Annotated in this window: 15 protein-coding genes and 1 pseudogene; 4 read left to right on the top strand and 12 right to left on the bottom strand. The window is 56.8% G+C overall.

Features of this window, described 5'->3' with window-relative positions; genetic code table 11:
* The first annotated feature begins 229 nt into the window (after positions 1-229).
* The 3 genes from ACSQ87_RS01290 to ACSQ87_RS01280 all read left to right on the top strand — a co-directional run bounded on the left by ACSQ87_RS01290 (position 230) and on the right by ACSQ87_RS01280 (position 4,723).
* On the top strand, positions 230-1,159 hold the full coding sequence (locus ACSQ87_RS01290; RefSeq protein WP_008150125.1) for a hydrogen peroxide-inducible genes activator: 930 nt from the start codon (positions 230-232) through the stop codon (positions 1,157-1,159).
* 9 nt (positions 1,160-1,168) lie between these two features.
* A complete protein-coding gene (gene recG, locus ACSQ87_RS01285; protein WP_436273216.1) occupies positions 1,169-3,244 on the top strand; it encodes an ATP-dependent DNA helicase RecG in 2,076 nt (691 codons plus the stop codon).
* 78 nt (positions 3,245-3,322) lie between these two features.
* Positions 3,323-4,723, top strand: a complete 1,401-nt coding sequence (locus ACSQ87_RS01280) for an aminoacyl-tRNA deacylase and HDOD domain-containing protein (RefSeq protein WP_436273215.1) — start codon at positions 3,323-3,325, stop codon at positions 4,721-4,723.
* 255 nt (positions 4,724-4,978) lie between these two features.
* On the opposite strand, the gene ACSQ87_RS01275 is transcribed toward ACSQ87_RS01280, so the two are convergent.
* A complete protein-coding gene (locus tag ACSQ87_RS01275) occupies positions 4,979-5,368 on the bottom strand; it encodes a helicase (protein ID WP_436273214.1) in 390 nt (129 codons plus the stop codon).
* A gap of 577 nt (positions 5,369-5,945) precedes the next feature.
* Between ACSQ87_RS01275 and ACSQ87_RS01270 the strand changes: the two genes are divergently transcribed.
* Positions 5,946-6,329, top strand: a complete 384-nt coding sequence (locus ACSQ87_RS01270) for a DUF6124 family protein (RefSeq protein WP_436273213.1) — start codon at positions 5,946-5,948, stop codon at positions 6,327-6,329.
* A gap of 46 nt (positions 6,330-6,375) precedes the next feature.
* Here ACSQ87_RS01270 and ACSQ87_RS01265 read toward each other — a convergent pair whose 3' ends face one another.
* The 11 genes and pseudogenes from ACSQ87_RS01265 to icmH all read right to left on the bottom strand — a co-directional run bounded on the left by ACSQ87_RS01265 (position 6,376) and on the right by icmH (position 19,604).
* On the bottom strand, positions 6,376-6,831 hold the full coding sequence (locus ACSQ87_RS01265) for an XAC2610-related protein (protein WP_436273212.1): 456 nt from the start codon (positions 6,829-6,831) through the stop codon (positions 6,376-6,378).
* A 99-nt stretch (positions 6,832-6,930) separates the two neighbouring features.
* The gene (locus tag ACSQ87_RS01260) at positions 6,931-7,548 is read right to left on the bottom strand and encodes a hypothetical protein (RefSeq protein ID WP_436273211.1); all 618 of its coding nucleotides are present in this window, start codon (positions 7,546-7,548) and stop codon (positions 6,931-6,933) included.
* Between the two features lie 20 nt (positions 7,549-7,568).
* Positions 7,569-8,390: a PoNe immunity protein domain-containing protein gene (locus ACSQ87_RS01255; RefSeq protein WP_436273210.1), complete on the bottom strand. Its 822-nt coding sequence runs from the start codon at positions 8,388-8,390 to the stop codon at positions 7,569-7,571.
* 333 nt (positions 8,391-8,723) lie between these two features.
* On the bottom strand, positions 8,724-9,227 hold the full coding sequence (locus ACSQ87_RS01250; RefSeq protein WP_436273209.1) for a hypothetical protein: 504 nt from the start codon (positions 9,225-9,227) through the stop codon (positions 8,724-8,726).
* A gap of 1 nt (position 9,228) precedes the next feature.
* A complete protein-coding gene (locus ACSQ87_RS01245; RefSeq protein ID WP_436273208.1) occupies positions 9,229-10,989 on the bottom strand; it encodes a peptidoglycan-binding domain-containing protein in 1,761 nt (586 codons plus the stop codon).
* A gap of 11 nt (positions 10,990-11,000) precedes the next feature.
* Positions 11,001-11,399 carry a peptidoglycan-binding domain-containing protein gene (locus tag ACSQ87_RS01240; protein WP_436275071.1) on the bottom strand — a complete coding sequence of 133 codons (399 nt, stop codon included), beginning with the start codon at positions 11,397-11,399 and terminating at the stop codon, positions 11,001-11,003.
* A gap of 9 nt (positions 11,400-11,408) precedes the next feature.
* Positions 11,409-13,436 (bottom strand): annotated as a pseudogene (gene tssI, locus ACSQ87_RS01235) (type VI secretion system tip protein TssI/VgrG); the annotation flags it as partial.
* A gap of 28 nt (positions 13,437-13,464) precedes the next feature.
* Complete coding sequence (locus tag ACSQ87_RS01230; protein WP_436273207.1) at positions 13,465-14,466, bottom strand: serine/threonine-protein kinase; 1,002 nt, start codon at positions 14,464-14,466, stop codon at positions 13,465-13,467.
* Positions 14,463-15,191, bottom strand: coding sequence for a PP2C family protein-serine/threonine phosphatase (locus ACSQ87_RS01225; protein WP_309675623.1), 729 nt, complete (start codon positions 15,189-15,191; stop codon positions 14,463-14,465). The genes ACSQ87_RS01230 and ACSQ87_RS01225 overlap by 4 nt, the downstream gene beginning before the upstream one ends.
* Positions 15,191-18,715: a type VI secretion system membrane subunit TssM gene (gene tssM, locus ACSQ87_RS01220; protein WP_436273206.1), complete on the bottom strand. Its 3,525-nt coding sequence runs from the start codon at positions 18,713-18,715 to the stop codon at positions 15,191-15,193. Before tssM ends, ACSQ87_RS01225 begins: the two co-directional genes overlap by 1 nt.
* A 13-nt stretch (positions 18,716-18,728) precedes the next feature.
* On the bottom strand, positions 18,729-19,604 hold the full coding sequence (icmH, locus tag ACSQ87_RS01215) for a type IVB secretion system protein IcmH/DotU (protein ID WP_436273205.1): 876 nt from the start codon (positions 19,602-19,604) through the stop codon (positions 18,729-18,731).
* Positions 19,605-19,606: the final 2 nt, after the last annotated feature.

The following is a 19,606-nucleotide window of genomic DNA, read 5'->3' as shown; positions in this document are numbered from 1 at the left end:
AGAGGCCAGAATATTCAGCATCTATGTTGACTGACACACCGCTTTCGCGAGCAAGCCCGCTCCCACAGGGTTATGTATCAACCATAAAAGGCACCCGAAAAGGTGCCTTTTGCATATCCGCCAGCGGCAAACCTGCTTTGCCCTGTGTCACTCAACACACTCAGTCTGATAACGTGCGTCTATCGATTGCAGCCGGTATGCTTGGCTCGCAACTTCATGGACGCTTGCTATGACTCTTACAGAATTACGCTACATCGTTACCCTCGCCCAAGAGCAGCACTTCGGCCACGCGGCCGAGCGTTGCCACGTCAGTCAGCCGACCCTGTCGGTGGGCGTGAAAAAGCTTGAAGACGAACTCGGTGTGCTGATTTTCGAGCGCAGCAAGAGTGCCGTGCGCCTGACCCCGGTCGGCGAAGGCATTGTCGCCCAGGCGCAGAAAGTGCTGGAACAGGCCCAAGGCATCCGCGAACTGGCCCAGGCCGGCAAGAACCAGCTGACCGCCCCGCTGAAAGTCGGCGCCATCTACACCGTCGGCCCGTACCTGTTTCCGCACCTGATTCCACAACTGCACCGGGTCGCCCCGCAGATGCCGTTGTACATCGAAGAAAACTTCACCCACGTGCTGCGCGACAAACTGCGCAACGGCGAGCTCGACGCGATCATCATCGCCCTGCCGTTCAACGAAGCCGACGTGCTGACCCTCCAGCTCTACGACGAGCCGTTCTACGTCCTGATGCCGGCCCAGCACCCGTGGACCCAAAAAGAATCCATCGACGCCGCCCTGCTCAACGACAAGAGCCTGCTGCTGCTCGGTGAAGGCCACTGCTTCCGCGATCAAGTGCTGGAAGCCTGCCCGACCCTGGCCAAAGGCAACGACGGCGCCAAGCACACCACGGTGGAATCCAGCTCCCTGGAAACCATCCGCCACATGGTTGCGTCCGGCCTCGGCATCTCGATCCTGCCGCTGTCGGCAGTCGACAGCCATCACTACGCCCCCGGCGTGATCGAAGTGCGTCCACTGACGCCTCCGGTGCCGTTCCGCACCGTGGCCATCGCCTGGCGCGCGAGCTTCCCGCGGCCGAAGGCGATTGAAATCCTTGCTGACTCCATTCGCCTGTGCTCGGTGGCCAAGCCGCAAGCACCGGTGGTTGCGGCCTAAGTCGCTGCCATGACCGAGTTGTCGCAAGTGTCGGTGACGGCACTCAAGGGTGTCGGCGAAGCCATGGCCGAGAAGTTGGCCAAGGTCGGCCTGGAGAATCTCCAGGACGTGCTGTTCCACTTGCCGCTGCGCTATCAGGACCGCACGCGCGTGGTCCCGATCGGCCATTTGCGACCGGGCCAGGACGCCGTGATCGAAGGCACCGTCAGCGGCGCCGATGTGGTCATGGGCCGCCGCCGCAGCCTGGTGGTGCGCCTGCAGGACGGCACCGGCGGGCTCAGCCTGCGTTTCTACCATTTCAGCAACGCCCAGAAAGAAGGCCTCAAACGCGGCACGCGCATTCGCTGCTACGGCGAAGCACGGCCCGGTGCGTCGGGACTGGAAATCTATCACCCGGAATACCGCGCCATCACCGGCGACGAGCCGCCGCCGGTGGACGAAACCCTGACGCCGGTTTACCCGCTCACCGAAGGCCTGACTCAACAGCGCTTGCGCCAACTGTGCATGCAAACACTGACGATGCTCGGCCCCACCAGCCTGCCCGACTGGCTGCCGAATGAACTGGCGCGGGACTATCAACTGGCGTCGCTGGCCGATGCGATCCGCTACCTGCACCACCCGCCGGCCGATGCCGACGTCGACGAACTCGCCCTCGGTCATCACTGGGCGCAGCACCGTCTGGCCTTCGAAGAACTGCTGACCCATCAACTGTCCCAGCAGCGTCTGCGCGAGAGCATGCGCTCCCTGCGCGCCCCGGCGATGCCGAAAGCCAGCAAGCTGCCGGCCCAGTATCTGGCCAACCTCGGTTTCACTCCGACCGGCGCCCAGCAGCGCGTCGGCAACGAAATCGCCTACGACCTCAGTCAGCACGAGCCCATGTTGCGGTTGATTCAGGGCGACGTGGGCGCAGGTAAAACCGTGGTCGCTGCCCTCGCCGCGTTGCAGGCGCTGGAGGCCGGATATCAAGTGGCGCTGATGGCGCCCACCGAAATCCTCGCCGAGCAGCACTTCATCACCTTCAAGCGTTGGCTCGAACCGCTGGGCATCGAAGTCGCGTGGCTGGCCGGCAAGCTCAAAGGCAAGAACCGCGTGGCCGCACTGGAGCAGATCGCCAACGGCACACCGATGGTGGTCGGCACCCACGCGCTATTCCAGGACGAAGTGCAGTTCAAAAACCTCGCGCTGGCGATCATCGACGAACAACACCGCTTCGGCGTGCAGCAACGGCTGGCGTTGCGGCAGAAAGGTGTTGGCGGGCGGATGTGTCCGCATCAGCTGATCATGACCGCCACACCGATTCCCCGGACGCTGGCCATGAGCGCCTACGCCGACCTCGACACCTCGATCCTCGACGAACTACCGCCCGGTCGAACCCCGGTGAACACCGTGCTGATCACCGATACCCGGCGCGTCGAAGTCATCGAACGGGTGCGCGGCGCCTGTGCCGAAGGGCGTCAGGCCTATTGGGTGTGCACGCTGATTGAAGAGTCGGAAGAGCTGACCTGCCAGGCCGCCGAAACCACTTACGAAGACCTCACCGCCGCCCTCGGCGAGTTGAAGGTCGGACTGATCCACGGCCGCATGAAGCCCGTCGAGAAAGCCGCGGTAATGGCCGAATTCAAGGCCGGCAACCTGCAACTGCTGGTCGCCACCACGGTGATTGAAGTCGGCGTCGACGTGCCCAACGCCAGCCTGATGATCATCGAAAACCCGGAACGCCTCGGCCTCGCGCAACTGCATCAGTTGCGCGGCCGCGTCGGTCGGGGCAGCGCCGCCAGCCATTGCGTGCTGCTTTACCATCCGCCGCTGTCACAGATCGGTCGTCAGCGGTTGGGCATCATGCGCGAAACCAACGACGGGTTTGTCATCGCCGAAAAAGACCTCGAACTGCGCGGTCCTGGCGAAATGCTCGGTACGCGTCAAACCGGCCTGCTGCAATTCAAGGTCGCCGACCTGATGCGCGACGCCGATCTGCTGCCCGCCGTGCGCGACGCCGCCCAGGCGCTGCTGGAACGCTGGCCGGATCACGTCAGCCCGTTGCTCGACCGCTGGCTACGTCATGGGCAGCAATACGGCCAAGTGTGAGCACCGTCGCAGTTTCTGAACCACCGTTCTGAGCAAGCTGGTTATACTCCTGCCATTGTTTTAAAACGGATACAGACCATGACCGAAGTTGCCCTCGCACCCGCCACCCCGCACGCTTCGTCGGTTATTCGGCTGATGCTGGGCAAACTGGGTATCGCCTACGAAGAAGTCCTCGACCATCACGGCCTGAACGCCGCACGCAAAGTGCAGGCTGTTCTGCTTGATGACGCCGTGGGCACGCTCATGGTGCTGTTCCCACAGAGCCAATTGCTGGACCTCAATCGCCTCGCCGAACTGACCGGCCGTCGCCTCACCGCCGTGTCCACCGAACGCCTGGTAAAAATGCTCGGCAAACACAACCTGAGCCTGCTGCCCGGCATGCCGGCGCTCACCAGTTCACCGTGCCTGTATGAAGAAAGCCTGCTGCGCGAGCCGAAGTTGCTGATCAACTCGGGCGAGCCGGGCGTGTTGCTGGAGATCACCAGCGAAGACTTCAAGACCATGCTGACCAAGTCCAGCGCCGCCAACTTCGGCGAAGCGCTGATCAGCATTCGCCCGAACCTCGACCGCCCCCACGATGACCGTGAGGAAATCACCCAGGCTGTTCAAGCGTTCACCGCACGGCGCATCCAGCAACGCCTGGAAGAGACCATCGAGATTCCGCCGCTGGCCGAGACCGCGCAGAAAATCATCAAACTGCGCGTCGACCCCAACGCCACCATCGACGACATCACCGGCGTCGTCGAAACCGACCCGGCCCTGGCCGCACAAGTCGTGAGCTGGGCAGCGTCGCCGTACTACGCCTCGCCGGGCAAGATTCGCTCAGTAGAAGACGCCATCGTGCGGGTGCTGGGCTTCGACCTGGTGATCAACCTGGCGCTGGGCCTGGCCCTGGGCAAAACCCTGAGCCTGCCCAAGGACCATCCGCAACACACCACGCCGTATTGGCAGCAATCGATCTACACCGCCGCCGTCATCGAAGGCCTGACCCGCGCCATGCCGCGCGCCCAGCGCCCGGAAGCCGGCCTGACCTACCTCGCCGGCCTGCTGCACAACTTCGGTTACTTGCTGCTGGCCCACGTCTTCCCGCCGCACTTCTCGCTGATCTGCCGTCACCTGGAGGTCAACCCGCACCTGTGCCACAGCTATGTCGAGCAACACTTGCTGGGCATCAGCCGTGAACAGATCGGCTCGTGGCTGATGCGCTACTGGGACATGCCCGAAGAACTGGCTACGGCGCTGCGCTTCCAGCACGACCCGGGCTACGACGGCGACTACGCCGAGTACCCAAACCTCGTGTGCCTGGCGGTACGTTTGCTGCGTAGCCGTGGCATCGGCTCCGGCCCGGATGAAGACATCCCGGATGCGTTGCTGGAACGCGTAGGCCTGACTCGCGACAAAGCCAACGACGTCGTCAGCAAAGTCCTCGAAGCTGAAGTGCTGCTGCGTGAACTGGCTTCGCAATTCACTCAAGTCTAAAAAGCATCGCGGGCAAGCCACGCTCCCACAGGATTTACGCGATCCCTGTGGGAGCGGGCTTGCCCGCGATGAATCCCCCCCGATCCAACTGAATCACCACAACCCTGTGGCGAGGGGACTTGTCCCCGTTCGGCTGCGCAGCAGTCGCAAATCCATTCAAAGTGGTGTGCCAGATAAAACCGGGATCCCAGGTTTCAGGGCCGCTTCGCAGCCCAACGGGGACAAGTCCCCTCGCCACAGGGTTAGTCATCGACCTCAAGCCTTGGCTTTAGCCTTCGCCTTCCTCGGCTTCAAATACTTGGTCAACCCCTGGAACCAGATCACCAGCGCCGGGTTGCCCTTGATCTGAATCGACTTGTCCTGAATCCCCGTCATAAACGCCAACTGCTTGTTCTTCGCCTGCATCGTGGCAAAGCCATACGCCGCATCTTTAAAGGCAATCGCAAACGCCGGCTCGGCATACACGCCGGACTTGCTGGTAATTCGCTGATTCTTCACAAAGAAATGCCGCGCCACTTTCCCGTCCAGGGTCTGTAGCTGGAACACCAACTCCTTGTCACCCAACTGCTGCTGAAATGCAGGATTAGTCCGACTGGACTTACCCATCAACAAACCCAGCATCCACAGAAGAAAACGAAATTTCATGCGCACAGCCTCAAAAGGAAAATGAACGGCCGGCGCAGTGTAGCGGCTTCAAGCAAGAACGCCACTGTCTGGTTGCGTTAGAAGAAGATGCAGGTCTTTTTGACGCCAATGACTACCAAGTCACGCCAACCTGATCGTTCCCACGCGCAGCAAAGGAATGCATCCCGTGACGCTCCGCGTCACCTCTCGGCACCTTCCCTACACCTGAAGAAACACAATCCTGTAGGAGCTGCCGAAGGCTGCGATCTTTTGATCTTGATCCCCTCAAACCTCTCAGACATTTCCTTCAACACGCCGGGCTGTCCGTGAACTAGGCAGTCTTCGGTATCGCCGATAGTCTTTGGTGGTCGCCGCAAATCGGTGACACGGACGTGCAAGTCCGAATCCAGGTGCGCAATTGCTTATGGCTATTCGTCGAGCGTTTTCCTATGCTCGCGGATCGTTATGGCGGCTGTGCGTCGGAGACCTTCGGGTCTGCCGGTTCCTGGATCGGTCTTGCACACCAACGCACAGCTGCCACCTCTTTCGAAGTGCAAAGCGAAACGGTGTCAGTCTCTTTATTCCAGGAGATACATCTATGATCAAGCCAACACCGAATCCTCCAGAACACGAAGACACATCTCCCTACGAATCCCTCGATTCGAAGAAACTCCACGAAGCCGCCGAGCGCGCCCTAGATCTTCACCTCGGCACACCTTCGGATAAAAAACCTAAGCGTCGCAATGGCGACCTCTTCATCGTCGCTCCCGACCTCCACACCGAAATCCTCCTGGCCAACGCCTCGGAAGACCTGCTATCCATCAGCGCCATCGCCGCTGACCTGGCCGACAGTGTAGAAGGCTCACGCCGCTCCGTCGCACTGGCACTCAGCAGAATGGCGGTCGGTGTGCATCTGTTAGTGGAGCGAGCGCTGGATCACATTGATTCGCCGAATCCGGCGGAGCATCGGGCTAAGGTGTAGAAAAACCGCGAATCGAAAAAGGGGACTTGGCGTCCCCTTTCCTGCATTAACGTTGAGGAAATGTGGTCATGCACGATTTAGCCTCATTCATTTCCCAGTAAGTGCTGACAAGAGCTTTCTGCCTGCTATCTATACGGAGATTGACAAAGCCATCACCACAATCAGGAAGTATTTCCTTGAAAAAAACAGCTTCCGGCTGATACACAAAAATCCGGTGAATGGTATATGTGCCCATCCCATCATCGATCTGCCAAACAGCAAAATCCTTCATACCATCGAAATTAAAATCGTCTACCTGAATATGTAGTTTTTTAAGCGCCTCAAAATCGATTGTCCTAGATTCGGCATGGGTATCACCTTCAACGCCGATCGTTAAAGTTGAACCGTCCAACACAAGAGTTGCTTCGACCTTTTTAACTGGGTTGAAAGTCGTTACTTCGGCATAAGCTGGAGCATTCCATAACAACACAAGCAATGGCATCACAAGATTTTTAAACCGCACTTTATTACCTCACCGAGTTGCATTGAAGACTTTATTTACAGATCAAGAGCACAAATAAATTTTTCACTTTTCGTTCAGACGAGCTAGCGAAACAAATACCTAATCATTCGCCACATCCAACTTTATAGCCTGAAAAGCTGCTTTAATATCAGAAAGCTTAGGATCAGCAATATCAGTTGATCGAGGAACACAAACGGAAAATGTCACAGTTGATTTACCTACACCCGCCAAACCGTAAAAACAGTCAAATCTCAATCCAGAACTGGCAATCGAAAATTTTTCCCTGGCTGCGTTAATGTCCTCTTCCGAACTCCATAGCATAAAAGGCGACATTACTACTCGAAGCGATGCAGTTCCGGATGCAGTCAATTGTTCAAGGCTAACTTTCCCTTCTTCGTTGGTCTGTCGTATCACATCATCTACGGCGTAGTTGTAAATGTAATTACCCTTCCCGTCAAATCGTGCTGTATCTTTAAGTCGCGCTTCAAATGGAACAGGCTCGATAATAAAAACGTTTTCTTCTGTCAAAATATCTGGATTCAATTTTATCTTCGACGCAAACTCACCATAACAAATATTATTCTCAGCCCTGAACTCCACACTAAACCCTGGCACTTCCGGGATTGAAACACCGCATGCGCTTAATGGTTTCGCACTAACTGCACTGGAAAGCAGGATAGATAATGCAAGACCGATACCTACAGCACCTGCCTTCATTACAACCAAACCATTTGAGCTCATATTGCTTTGTTTTCGGAATGATCCATCTGCACGGCTGTCGATCCAGTATAGTTTCTCGCGTACTCAACCAGGTCTCTTGGATAGATCAGATGATCGACTCTACTGTCATCGACTTCGTAAAGAAAAGCGATGGCCGCAGCCTCAAAAGCCCAGTATCCAAAATAGCTACCGTCATCACCATCAATACTTAAGTGCGTATCATGCCAACTTGTTTGCAGTTCGCCGAACGAGGAATACCACTGAGAGCAGTACTCATTTAAAAGTTTTGACGCCTCATCTTTGTTTTCGGCATAAATTGATCGAATCAGCAACGTATATACTGGGTGAAACCACTCATCTATATCCACTCTTCCAGGAAGAGCTTTACGCAGCAAATCCTCATACAAGGTATCTTCGCCGTCAAAGCCTGCTGCATCAGTTAATAATACAAACCGAGCTAGCAGATCGTTGCGATGCAATAAAATGCACAAGCTTAGGATTTGAACGAATTCCTCATAATCACTCGGCGACTCGTCCAGATTCAAAGGTGAGATGTTAGTTATACCTTCGTAGCTGGCCAAGGCCCTTTGATAGGCTTCAAAAGCCACCACCACTTTCTCAAGAGGTTTAATCAAGGCCTCGACGGGCTCGCCTGCCGTATATCTAATTATCAGAGCCTCTAATGAATCCTGCTTAATCTCATAGGCTTTTAAGGAAGCTTCCTGACCCGGAAAATCTTCCTCTATTCCATGAGAAGCCCAATAAACTTCTGAAGCGTCATAAAATTCGACAAGGGTTTTGTAATAGCTTTGCGTAATGAACTGCTGTCTTTTTTTCATTTTTTGTAGGCATCCAGCCCGTTTTCCTGCAAGAAATACCAACCTCAACAAGGGACGTTCGTTAAGTTGGTCGTCACAAAGTTTCGTGCATAGTCGACCAAATCCTTAGGGTAGACGATGACAAAAGCATTTAATTACGGCGCTCTTAAAGTCTGCGTATGCTGCTGTAGAAAAAACGTTACACCCGCGAAGAAAGCTACAAACGCTTTCATTTCAGTTCCCCTTTAATTTTTTTAAGAAAAGGGGGCGGATTTATTTATCGATAGATAACGGGCAAAGTTACCCCAAAAACAAACTTGTCCCATTTTTCTACCCAACTCCCTTTAACCTCACTTATCTTGACTCGCCTTCATACAGCTTCGTGTCTGGATTGAAGCGCCAAAGATGGGGAGTAGTCAGTGGCTTTCCATCTCTGTGCATAATTTGATCTTGCTTATCTCTATTATAAGAATAGATTTGAATGTCTTTATATGGAATGTTTTTTGGATGGCTATCTAGAACTTTTACGCCGGCAAAATAGTCACCTCCCACATTCCTCAGAAAACCTTGGCACTGAACTAAAAACCCGTAAGTAAAATCACCACTAGAACCTGCACTAGAATATGAAAGAAAAATAAAGTCCTTCACTCCATCACCATTGAAGTCTTCGTTATAGACGATTTTCCCCTCCTCAATTGAAAATTTTTCCCCCTCAACCCGTGAAAGCATATCGGTTGTGCGTGAATTCTCGGTCCATTGGGACAAAAAATGCTTAGGCCCTTCCGTGGGATAACAGACATCTACAGGGGCAGCGCGAACAGCGGTAGCAAAGAAAGCAAGCACGAAAAAGTACTTCATATTAATTCTCCAAGACAAACGTATTTCGACCAGTTCTAACCGAGCCTTGAGCTTCACTGGCACCAAAAATTATGGCCCCAGTAATCGTATTGTTCAGCCCCTGTAAAGTCGAAAGCAATTCTGCCGTTAATGCCGATTCGTGCGCGGCTCCCCAGCTAGCAATCGGTAGCTGCCAATTTATCCCAGTGGAACCGTTTATTGTACTTTGAAGGACAGCGCGAAGCCTGTTATTCGGAGGATCACCAACAACATGAGAAGGACGCCAAACATGCCAGCGCAGAAGTATGGCTACTGCCTTTTCGGAAGTGTAGATATTTCCTATAGTACTGTTAACCGTTGCCCCACCAACTTGGAAGCCAATGGGGTCAGTCAATATTTCCTTCAGTCGAAGTTTGGCCATGGACCACATTGCAGCCCTATATCCAGGAATAGTGCGAGCAGCCATACTCAAGCGATAAAACCAATGCCATGTCTTTAAATAGTGAGCCTCATCCTGGGAGTTACCTAAACTCGTAAATTCACTGTCAGCGTGAGTCGATTGGGAAATCGCATAAGAATCATTAGTAAGCTTTACCCAGCCGGAGTAGGTCATGGTATTCGAGTCATACAGGCTAGGATTACTCCATTCTTTAGCTGGATATAAACCAAAATCACCAAATACTTTTTTGAAGATTTCTAGATTATGGTTTTTTAGAAATGCAATGAAGCCAACAAACTCACCCTTTCCGTAAGCGTTTGCTCCAAAATGACCCATGGTCCAATGGCAGGGGCCGCCAGAAATTAGAGCATTATCCCAAGCATTTAGTACGTCAAAACGACCAAAACATTCTGCTTCCGCAACCACCCTTATCGTTCGATAAGTCGACAGGATCGGGCTATTAACTTGCGTCGGATTAAAAGGTGAGCCGGTTATATTTTCTATCGTCATTTCAGTCTGAGATGACCAACTATGCGCTTTTCCCGAATTTGGACCACCATAAGTACCGCTCTGATAGTCGCCCACTGCGTGGTATTCCGCTTGAGCGCGACCATCAGGGAAAGAAAAGTAACTACTGAAGTCCCTGACTACAACTCTGGGCGGTCCCTCGGTAAAGCTATCGTGAGCCCATATATTGCAACCTTTAGGAGCCAAATCAACCCTAGCCCCCGCAGTTATCTTCCAAGCCTCAAAAACAACCGGACATCTATAATCATTGTCCAACCAATACTCTATCGCTGCTCGGGTTTTCTCATTTACCACACCACTTATTGGACCAATATATTTTGCAGCATTCACTACTGACTTAAGACTATCAACATAATAAGTCACAGGCCCAACAGTAGTTCCGCTAACGGACGGAGACTTTCCGGCCTTAGCGACAATACCTGCTGAGCCGTCGTAATAAACATCTAAGTTATTTATTCGTACGGGAGAACCAGCCTGATCCAACAGAAGCTGGCCTTTTTTTTCATCTCTCACACTCGCAATTTGTGTCATTGAGGCATATATCTGAAATTCCCGAACGGCCCATTCGGTTCTAGGCCCGAAGTCCCCAGTGGGTTTTCCGAGAACAGAGAACCCTAAGCTAATCAGGTCTTCTTGAAGCTTTCTCACGTGCTCTGGCACTGCCAAAGCCGCGCTGGTTCCAGAAGTTGCCACAGCTGTTTCGGCAATGGCGACGGTAATTGGTGGATTGTTAATTCCCCCCCAGCGCGGAGGTGTATTCTGGGCGGGTTTTCCGTCGTGATCACCGCGACAAAGATCAAAATTCTCGTAAATCATTGCGTACTCCCTTATGCAATATGCTGTTCTTCGAGACGCTTAATATCGCTGGAAGAAAGATAATCTTTATCTGCCAACTCACACGAGCGATGGAAACACCGGGTTGCGTACTTTGTTTTTGGACCATTATCACCGTCGATTTTTCCATTATAGAAGCCGAGGTTTTTAAGGCGAGACTGAAGCCCTTTGACGTCCGAAGCGTCCGACTGCGCTTTTAAATCGAGCTCCCATACCCATGGCTGCGATTCTGTGCCGAAAGGATAGAAAGTAAGCTTGCCCTTCTTTGCACCCGGTGGAACTGACTGATCTACAAACCCGTCACCCGAAGTCGTGCCCTTATAAGTTATGCCTTCCACCTCCAACGTATAGGGTTGTCCGGCGATTCCTTTTTTGTCATATGGACGTTTCATCTGAATACGGAAACTCTTTTTTTCAGACTCTACGGGTGGCGGTGGCACCGCATTCAACAACGCCTGATCCATCAAACTCCCCGCCTTATCCTTATCCGCAGCCCCCGGCAACACCGGCGGTTTAATCCCGATCCCGGTCCCCGATCCCGCCGAACCGCCAGCGTTGATTTTGATCACCGGCCCAACCACGGTAATTCCACCCGCATCCAGCTTGATAAAACTCCCCCCGGCCTTAACCGTGAGCTCCATCCCCGCCTCAATAACAATCTTGTCCCCAGCCTTCAGATGAATCTCTTTCCCAACGCTAGTCAGCTGCGCAGTCCCCAACTTCACATGCTGGTTCTGCCCAATCGTCAGGTGGTCATCCATCCGCGCTTCAGTCTTGCGATCCGCAATCGTGGTCCGATGTTCCTCAGCCTTCAGCTCGGTGTAGGTGTTCTTCACAACCGTGTCGTGGCGTTCGTTACCCACGCGAATCTTCTGATCATGCTCAATGTTTTCATCCCAATCCCGCTGGGCATGGATGAAAATCTGCTCCGCGCCTTTCTTGTCTTCAATCCGCAGTTCATTAAACCCGCCGCCACCCGGTGAGCTGAGGGTTTTGAACACGGTGCGAGTCTTGTTCGCCGGCAATTCGTACGGAACCTGGTTTTCCTTGTGGTACAGGCAACCGGTCACCAGCGGCTGATCGGGGTCCCCTTCAAGGAAGGTAACCAGCACTTCCATCCCGATACGCGGAATGACGATGGCGCCATAACGATCGCCGGCCCAGCTCGATGAGACGCGCATCCAGCAGCTGGTTTTGTCATCAGCCAACCCTTCGCGGTCCCAGTGGAATTGCACCTTGATCCGGCCATATTGATCGCAGTGAATTTCTTCACCTTTGGGGCCGGTGACCATAGCGGTCTGGCTGCCGAGTACACGCGGCTTCGGATGTTCCAGCGCTGGGCGATAGAACACGTCCCACGGGGTGGCGAGGAAGCGGTTGCGGTAGCCCTGGTGGAAGTCGTCTTTGTTGTCGGTGGTGTCGCTGGTCACCGATTCTTCGAGGACTTGCGGTTGTTTGCCTTCGTGGAAGATTTCGGTGAGCAGCCACAGGTCGTTCCACTCGGTGCGTGGGTGGTCGGACATTTCCAGGAAGTGGCCGCTGATCAACCTCGTTTGATCGCCGTGGCCTTCGGCCTGGCGGTAGTCGGCGCGGTGGCGTTCGAGGGCGCGTTGGCTGAGGAATTTGCCGCGCGCGCGGTCGATGAAGCGGCCGGGGTAGTCGTAGTCTTCGAGGTCCGGTTCGGTGCTTTCACCGTCGGGTTTGTACGCGGCTTCGAGTTGCAGGCGTGGTTTTTCAAAGTCGTAGTCGCGGCGGGTGATGCGGCCGGTGCGGGTTTCCAGGCGCAGTTTGAAGCCTTTGATCACCGGTTCGTCGGCGACCATGCCGCTGCCTTGGACATAGGCGGTGGGCTGGCCGAGTTTCGGGAACACAGTCTGATCGTCGCCGAACACCAACAGATGACCTTTGGAACTGTGCTGGAAGTGGTAGTGGATGCCTTCTTCTTCGCACAGGCGCTGGACGAAATGCAGGTCGGTTTCGTCGTACTGCACGCAGTAGTCGCGATCCGGGCAGGGCTGGCTTAGCTGGAATTTGTAGGCGTTGCCCTTGATGCCGTGTTCATCGAGGATCAGCGCGATGATTTTCGGCGCCGACATCTGCTGGTAGATGCGCTGGTTGGTGCGGTGGTGCAGGTATTGCAGTTGCGGCACCAGGGAGATTTTGTAGCGGGTCAGGCGTTTGCCGGCATCGCCTTGGGCGACGCGGTAGATCTGGCCGTGGATGCCGCTACCCTGTGGATCGAACGCCAAAAAGGCCTGCTTGTGCAGGAGCTTTTCCAGGTCCAGATCGGGGTTTTCGCTGACCAGTTCCAGGTCGAAGCGATACGGCTGGCTGATGCCTTCGGTGCCGGTGAACGACAGCACTTGCAGGTCGCCGACGTAGTCTTCGACGGTCAGGCTGAAATGCGTTTCGTTGGAAGGGTTAAACATTGTTTGCTCCCTGTTCGGTAGTCATCCGTTACGCCCGACGTCGCAGACGTTGCAGCCAAGTCGATGTGGCGCCCATAGCGTCACGCAGTTGGGCGGCAGTGATCGTTCGATCTGCCGCATTGAATGCCAGCGCCGTTCGCAGTGCTGGCCAGCAGTGTTTCGGGAGATTCCTGGGGGCGTGCAGCTCGCGTTCGAGGTGGCCGTCGCGGGCCTCGGTCGAGGGCAAGCGGCGGAACGGGTGTTTGCCGCCCGCCAATTCGTAGAGCACGCAGGCCACGCCATAGACGTCCGCACTGGCCGACAGCGGCTGGCCTTCGAGCAGTTCGGGGGCGGCGTAGCCGGGGGTCCAGGCGTTGAAGCGGTTGCGGCTCAGGTGTGGCAGGCCGGGCAAGATGCCCTCCTCGGCCTGGCCCAGACCGAAGTCGAACAGGCGCACGCCTTCTTCGCTGAGCATCACATTGCTTGGCTTCATGTCACCGTGCAGCACGCCGCGAGCGTGGGCGAAGGCCAGCGCGTCGAGCAGCGGCAGCGCGATGTCGCGCAGTTCTTTCCACGGCAGGCCCAGTGGCCGCTCGCAGAGTAATTTGTCCAGGGTCAGCCCACGCATGAGTTCCATGGTGATGAAGGCGCGCTGGCAGTCGGTGTCCACTTCAAAGCTGTGCAAACGCAGCACGTTGTCGTGGCGCAGGCGTCGGGTCAGGGCGAACTCGCTGTAGAGCAAGGCACTGGCGTCCGGCGATTCGGCAAATTCTTCGCTGAGGATTTTCAGCGCGATGTAAGGGTCGGGGTCGCCGAACTGTTCGCTCAGCAAGTCCCTTGCGCGGTAAACCGCGCCCATGCCGCCGGCACCGAGCAGGCGCTCGATGCGGTAACGGCCTGCCAGCACGTCCGGCATTTCGCCGACGCCGGCCTTGGTAGGCGCCAGTGCGGGCTCTGCTTTGTGCGACTTGGCGAACGCAAAGTAAGTCAGGTTATTGGCTTCCTCGTCGGTCACCAGCAGGTCGTCGAGCGGCGGCATGAGTTCAGTCATTTTCGGATCACCACGGCAGTCAGATTGTCCCGAGCCGAGCCACGCAAAGCGCCGTCGAACAGACGCTCCAGCGCAACGTGCGGCGCGGTCAGGCTCAGGGCGTTGCCCAAGGCATCGGTGCTTAAGCCCTGGTACAAACCGTCGCTGCACAACAGAAACGTATCGCCGGGGTAAACCTCGAGTTCGAGCACGTCCAGCGTCAGCACATCGGCAGCCCCGACCGCGCGGGTCAGGGCATGGGCCGAAGGATGCGCACGGGCGTCCTCGACGCTCATGTTTTGCTCGTCGATGAGTTGCTGTTGCAGCGAATGGTCCTTGGACAGCTGATACAAACGCTGGCCACGCCACAGGTAGCAACGGCTGTCGCCGGCCCAGATGCAGGCCGCGCGATTACCTTCCACCAGCAGCGCCACCACGGTGCTGCCCATGATGCTGTCGTGGCGCCCGGCCGTGACGGTCAACTCCTGACCCAAGCGACGGTTGAGCCAGTGCAGGCACTGGCGGATGCCTTTGAGTCGTTCGTCGAAGTCGTCCTGCACCGGCAATTCCGCCAGGCTGGCGACGATCAACTGGCTGGCGATGTCGCCACCCTGATGACCGCCCATGCCATCCGCGACCACCCACAGCCCCTGCTGTGGACAGTCCAGAAAAGCATCTTCGTTGCGCGCCCGAACCTTGCCCGGATCGGTACGCGCAGCGCTGCGCCAGGGACTGGCAACCAGCATCAGAGCTGCACCGGCATACGGAAGGTACGCAGCACGCCCATGTCGAACGGGTTCGGTGTGCGCTGGCTGCTAAGCAGGTAATTGGCGCGCAGGCCGCCTACGTCAGCTTTGAGCACCAGCACATCGCGACCGCTCAGGTACTCCGTCTGCATCAGGTCGAACAGACGGAACAGCGACCATGGGCCGGTGTTCTTCTCGATGCCGATCGGACGGCCGGCCATTTTGTCGAGGACCAGGCTGGTGCGACCGTCTTCAGCATCGGTCGGCCATTTGAACGACACCGGCACGATCGGGCCGTGGCGGTATTCGATGGTCTTGTCACCAAACTTGAACTCGGAACGGCTGACGGCCGGGTCGAGGGTGTACGGCTCCAGTTTGAACTGCACTTGCGGTTCGGCCGGATTGATTGAGAAGAAGCTCTGGCGAATCACTTGTGCCGCTGCCATCTGGTCGAGGTAGACCTTGGAGATCGGCATGCTGTGACCGTCGATGCTGCGCAGACGGTAGTTGCCTGGATCGCCACTCACGAACGGACGCATGTAGGTATCAAAGAAGCGATCGTTGATGCCCTGCGCCTTGAAGAACTCGCGGAAGTCGCTGATCGCAACGTCGCTGGTGCTGTGGGCGCTGAACGGGTAACGCTTGTTGATCGCCTTGCCGTAGAAGCTGTACAGCTCGGTCTGATAACGCTGGTTCAGGTACTGGTAGGAATCGTTCAGCACCAGACGCCAGGTGTCTTCAGCCAGTACGTTGAACCACACGCTGACCGGACGTGGCAGACGGTTCGAGGCATTGCGCAAGTTGCTCAGCGCATCACGCTGGCCGCTCATACGGGTCTTGGCCATTTCGAACGCAGCCTGTTCCGGCGCGCTGGCACGAGCGAGGCTCGCCAGTTGCAGTTGCAGGTCGTTGAGTGCCGTCAGGGCCGGGGTCAAATCAGCGGCCGGGCCGTTGTTGTCATCCAGCAAACGGTGCAGCGGTTCGAAGCGGCGTTGCAGGGATTTCTTCGCGGTGTCGGGCAGGTTCTTGGTCATGTCTGCGGCTTTGTCAGCCGCAGCCGCCGCGAGTTTGCCAAGCTTGCCGCCCTTCTCGCCCAGTTTGTCCGCCGCCTCGGCCGCTTCATCAGCGCTGTCGGCGATCACCGGGAAACGGGTGTTTTCGCGTACTTCCACCAGCAGTTGCAGCACGGGCGAGTTGGCGGATGTCAGGCCCGCCAGTTGCTCGGCGCCCTCACTGAAGTCGCTGATTGGAGGCAATGCCACCTGGCCGACCGCTTCGCTCCAGAAGTTGGCGTAGTCGCGGAAGTACAGTTGCTCCAGTTCGACCATCAGGCGACGCAAGTCCATGCCGCTGATGCCCGAGCCTTCGCCCAGCACCCAGTTGTCGCGCAGGATATCGGTGACCAGCGCAGAGCCCTGAACCGAGAAGTACTGCTGATAACCCTGTTGGGTGTAGAACCCCGGGATCACATATTCGGTGCCGACAAACAGCGCACCCTGTGGGCCCAAGTGTTGGCTCAAACGGTACTCCGGCAGGTTGCGGGCCTGCTCGCGCAGCATCCGGTAAACCACGTTGGCCAGCGACTCGCTGCGTAACACCTGACGCGCCTGGGCCACCAGTTGATCGTTCAGCGGATAGATAAACGGCTGCTTGAGCAAACGCTCGAAGTGCGTGTTCAAACCGTTCTGCACGGCAGTGTTGCCGGCGTAACGCTGGGACCATTCGGTGGCCACCCAATCCTTGAGCCACGGGCTGTCGCGACGGTCTTTCATGTTCAACATCAGGTACGCACGCAGGCTGTTGAGCAGGCGTTCGCGGTCCTTCATGTTGGCGCGGATCTGCCCTTCCAGCAGGGTCGCAACCTTCGGCAGCAGTTGCTTTTCAAGCTCACGCTCGTAGGCCTCCTTGACCACCGGGTTGACCTCTTCGCCTTGGTACAGGCCGCCACGTTCGTGGTACGACACGTCACCTTTTTTCGGGAAGACCTGAGTCGCCGCGTAGCTGGTGTCGAGGGTTTTGAGTACTGCCATGGAATCATCACGCGCGGTCAGGGCCGAGCGCTGTTGAGTCCAGTTTTGAGCCAGGTTACGCAGGTTTTCCAGACGCTCGTAGTTGGCCGAAAATCCGCCCGCCCACAGCATGCCGAACAGCGCCAGTGCCGCCAAAGCGCCTACGTAGAGGGCACGTTGGCCCCAATGGATGCGGCTGCGTTCGCGCTTGTCCAGACCCGCCAGATCGGCTTCCGGGAAGATAACGCGGCTCAACAAATGGTGGATGAAGCGCGAACGACCGCTGCGCAAGGTCGGCAGCACGCCAGCGTTCATGCCCAGATTGGCGCCGATGCCGGCGGTGGTCTGGTCCATCTCTTGAGTCAGGTGCGGTGCGCTGGTCAGGTAGAAACCGCGCAACTGGCTGACACGCTGGTAACGGTTGCCGGTGAACGCCATGTCGACGAACAGGCACAGGCGCTCGCCGATCTGCCCCAGTTGATGCGGGAAGTCGAGGATGCGGCCACGGCGCTGGGTGTCGCGCTCCTGGTGCATGCGCATGATCACTTGGCTGTTCAGGCGACGCAGCAGCTCTTCAAACTCGGCGCGCAGCACGGCGACGTCGGTGCCGCTCTGCTCTTTGCGGAAACTGGTGCCGAGTACTTGATCGCTTTCTTCGCGGGTCAGTTGATCGAAGAACTCGTCGAAACCGAGCAGCTTGTCAGCCTTGCTCAGCACCAGATAAACCGGCACATCGACGTGCAGTTTTTGATGCACGTCTTGCAGACGGGCACGCACCTGGCGAGCCAGGGTGTCGAGGTCTTGCTCGGTGTTGCCCAGCAGCATTTCCACCGGAATGGTCACCAGCACGCCGTTCAACGGACGGTTGCGGCGACGCTTGCGCAGCAGGTCGAGCAAGGTGCTCCAGGCGCTGCCATCGACTTCGGCATCCGGCTGGGTCAGGTAACGCCCGGCGGTGTCGATCAGCACACCGTGGTCGGCGAAATACCAGTCGCAATGACGGGTGCCGAGGGTGTCGCGGGTCAGTTTGCGGTCGATCTTGTTGATCGGAAACTCAAGGCCCGAGAAGTCCAGCAAACTGGTCTTGCCGCTGCCCTGCGGGCCGATCAGCAAGTACCAAGGCAAATCACTGCGCCAGCGTTCGCTGCGACCGCGATAGAGGCTCGAGGTCTTCAGGGTTTTCAACGCGTCCTTGAAGCGCACGCGAAGCTCTTTCTGCTCTTCGTCGATCAACTCTTCACGGCGGATACGATCCTGGCCGTCTTCGGTGTCTTCGATGGCTTTCTTGCGTACGCCAGCGCGCCAGCTGACGAAGACCATGGTCAGGCCCCAGATCAGGAACAGCACACTGATGGTCAGCAGGCGGGAGGTCGAACCTTCCCAGAACTTGTAGTCATTGACCGCCAGCAGCGGCCCGACGAACCACACCAGCAGCGCGACGAACAGCACCAGCAGCAAGGTCCAGACCCAGGTCTGACGCAAGAATGCGCCGACTTTCTTGAAAAACTTTTTCATCACACGTCCCTGTTTACGGCTGCGACTGCGGCTGGACCGCGGCCGGATCTAGCTGCTGATAAGGTTGCAGAACGGTTTCGCGTTGCTCGCCCAGTACCCAGGCAAAGCCCGAATACATCACCAACAGGCAAACCACGGTGAACAGCACCACCATCCACGCCGGCACGATGCGCACCAGGCTGCGGCGCTGATCGTTCAAGCCTTCCCAATGCGGCGACAGCTCACGTGGCACGTCGCCGCGAAGTTGGCGAATCTGGCGATACAAGGCGTCGCGGATGCCTTCGAGCTCGAGCATGCCGCGCGCTTGCACGCGGTACTTGCCTTCGAAACCCAGCGACAGGCACAGGTACATCAGCTCCAGCATCGGCAGGTGCTTGACCGGGTTTTTCGACAGGCGATCCAGCAGCTGGAAGAACTTCTCGCCGCCGAAAGTTTCGTTGTGGAAGCTGCTGAGCAGGCTCATCTGCGACCACTCGCTTTCGTTGCCCCATGGCGTGGTCACGACGGCTTCGTCGACCACGGTGCAGAGCACGTAACGGGCGGCCATCACCTGGCTGCTTTCGGCGCCGTTGTGCAGCGCCCGCACTTCAAACAGTTTCAGTCCGGCCGTCAGTCGCTCGTTGAGCGCGTACATGTCTTCGCGGGTGTCGCTGTGCTTGAGTCGCACCACTTCCGACAACAAGTCAGACGCCGCTGCGACCAGCGAATTGAGGCTGATGTTGAACGCTTCAGCCGGGCGTAAACGCGCGGCGTAGATCATCCGCTCTTCCAGCTGTTCAAAACGCGGCGGTGCGGCGAAATCGGTCAGCGGGCTCGAAGCAGGGCCGTGGCCCTGGCGGTCGAGCAGGACGGTTTTATCGTCCTGGGTATGTTCCATGTCCTTGATCATGT

The sequence above is a fragment of the Pseudomonas sp. LjRoot277 genome (assembly GCF_964253845.1).
GTDB lineage: Bacteria > Pseudomonadota > Gammaproteobacteria > Pseudomonadales > Pseudomonadaceae > Aquipseudomonas.
This window is presented reverse-complemented; position numbering and strand designations above follow the sequence as displayed.

Bases quoted from the DNA above. Each gene is read 5' to 3' on its own strand.
- ACSQ87_RS01290 (WP_008150125.1), top strand. From the start codon at position 230: ATGACTCTTACAGAATTACGCTACATCGTTACCCTCGCCCAAGAGCAG.
- recG (WP_436273216.1), top strand. From the start codon at position 1,169: ATGACCGAGTTGTCGCAAGTGTCGGTGACGGCACTCAAGGGTGTCGGC.
- ACSQ87_RS01280 (WP_436273215.1), top strand. From the start codon at position 3,323: ATGACCGAAGTTGCCCTCGCACCCGCCACCCCGCACGCTTCGTCGGTT.
- ACSQ87_RS01275 (WP_436273214.1), bottom strand. From the start codon at position 5,368: ATGAAATTTCGTTTTCTTCTGTGGATGCTGGGTTTGTTGATGGGTAAG.
- ACSQ87_RS01270 (WP_436273213.1), top strand. From the start codon at position 5,946: ATGATCAAGCCAACACCGAATCCTCCAGAACACGAAGACACATCTCCC.
- ACSQ87_RS01260 (WP_436273211.1), bottom strand. From the start codon at position 7,548: ATGAAGGCAGGTGCTGTAGGTATCGGTCTTGCATTATCTATCCTGCTT.
- ACSQ87_RS01255 (WP_436273210.1), bottom strand. From the start codon at position 8,390: ATGAAAAAAAGACAGCAGTTCATTACGCAAAGCTATTACAAAACCCTT.
- ACSQ87_RS01250 (WP_436273209.1), bottom strand. From the start codon at position 9,227: ATGAAGTACTTTTTCGTGCTTGCTTTCTTTGCTACCGCTGTTCGCGCT.
- ACSQ87_RS01245 (WP_436273208.1), bottom strand. From the start codon at position 10,989: ATGATTTACGAGAATTTTGATCTTTGTCGCGGTGATCACGACGGAAAA.
- ACSQ87_RS01240 (WP_436275071.1), bottom strand. From the start codon at position 11,399: ATGAAACGTCCATATGACAAAAAAGGAATCGCCGGACAACCCTATACG.
- ACSQ87_RS01230 (WP_436273207.1), bottom strand. From the start codon at position 14,466: ATGACTGAACTCATGCCGCCGCTCGACGACCTGCTGGTGACCGACGAG.
- ACSQ87_RS01225 (WP_309675623.1), bottom strand. From the start codon at position 15,191: ATGCTGGTTGCCAGTCCCTGGCGCAGCGCTGCGCGTACCGATCCGGGC.
- tssM (WP_436273206.1), bottom strand. From the start codon at position 18,715: ATGAAAAAGTTTTTCAAGAAAGTCGGCGCATTCTTGCGTCAGACCTGG.
- icmH (WP_436273205.1), bottom strand. From the start codon at position 19,604: ATGATCAAGGACATGGAACATACCCAGGACGATAAAACCGTCCTGCTC.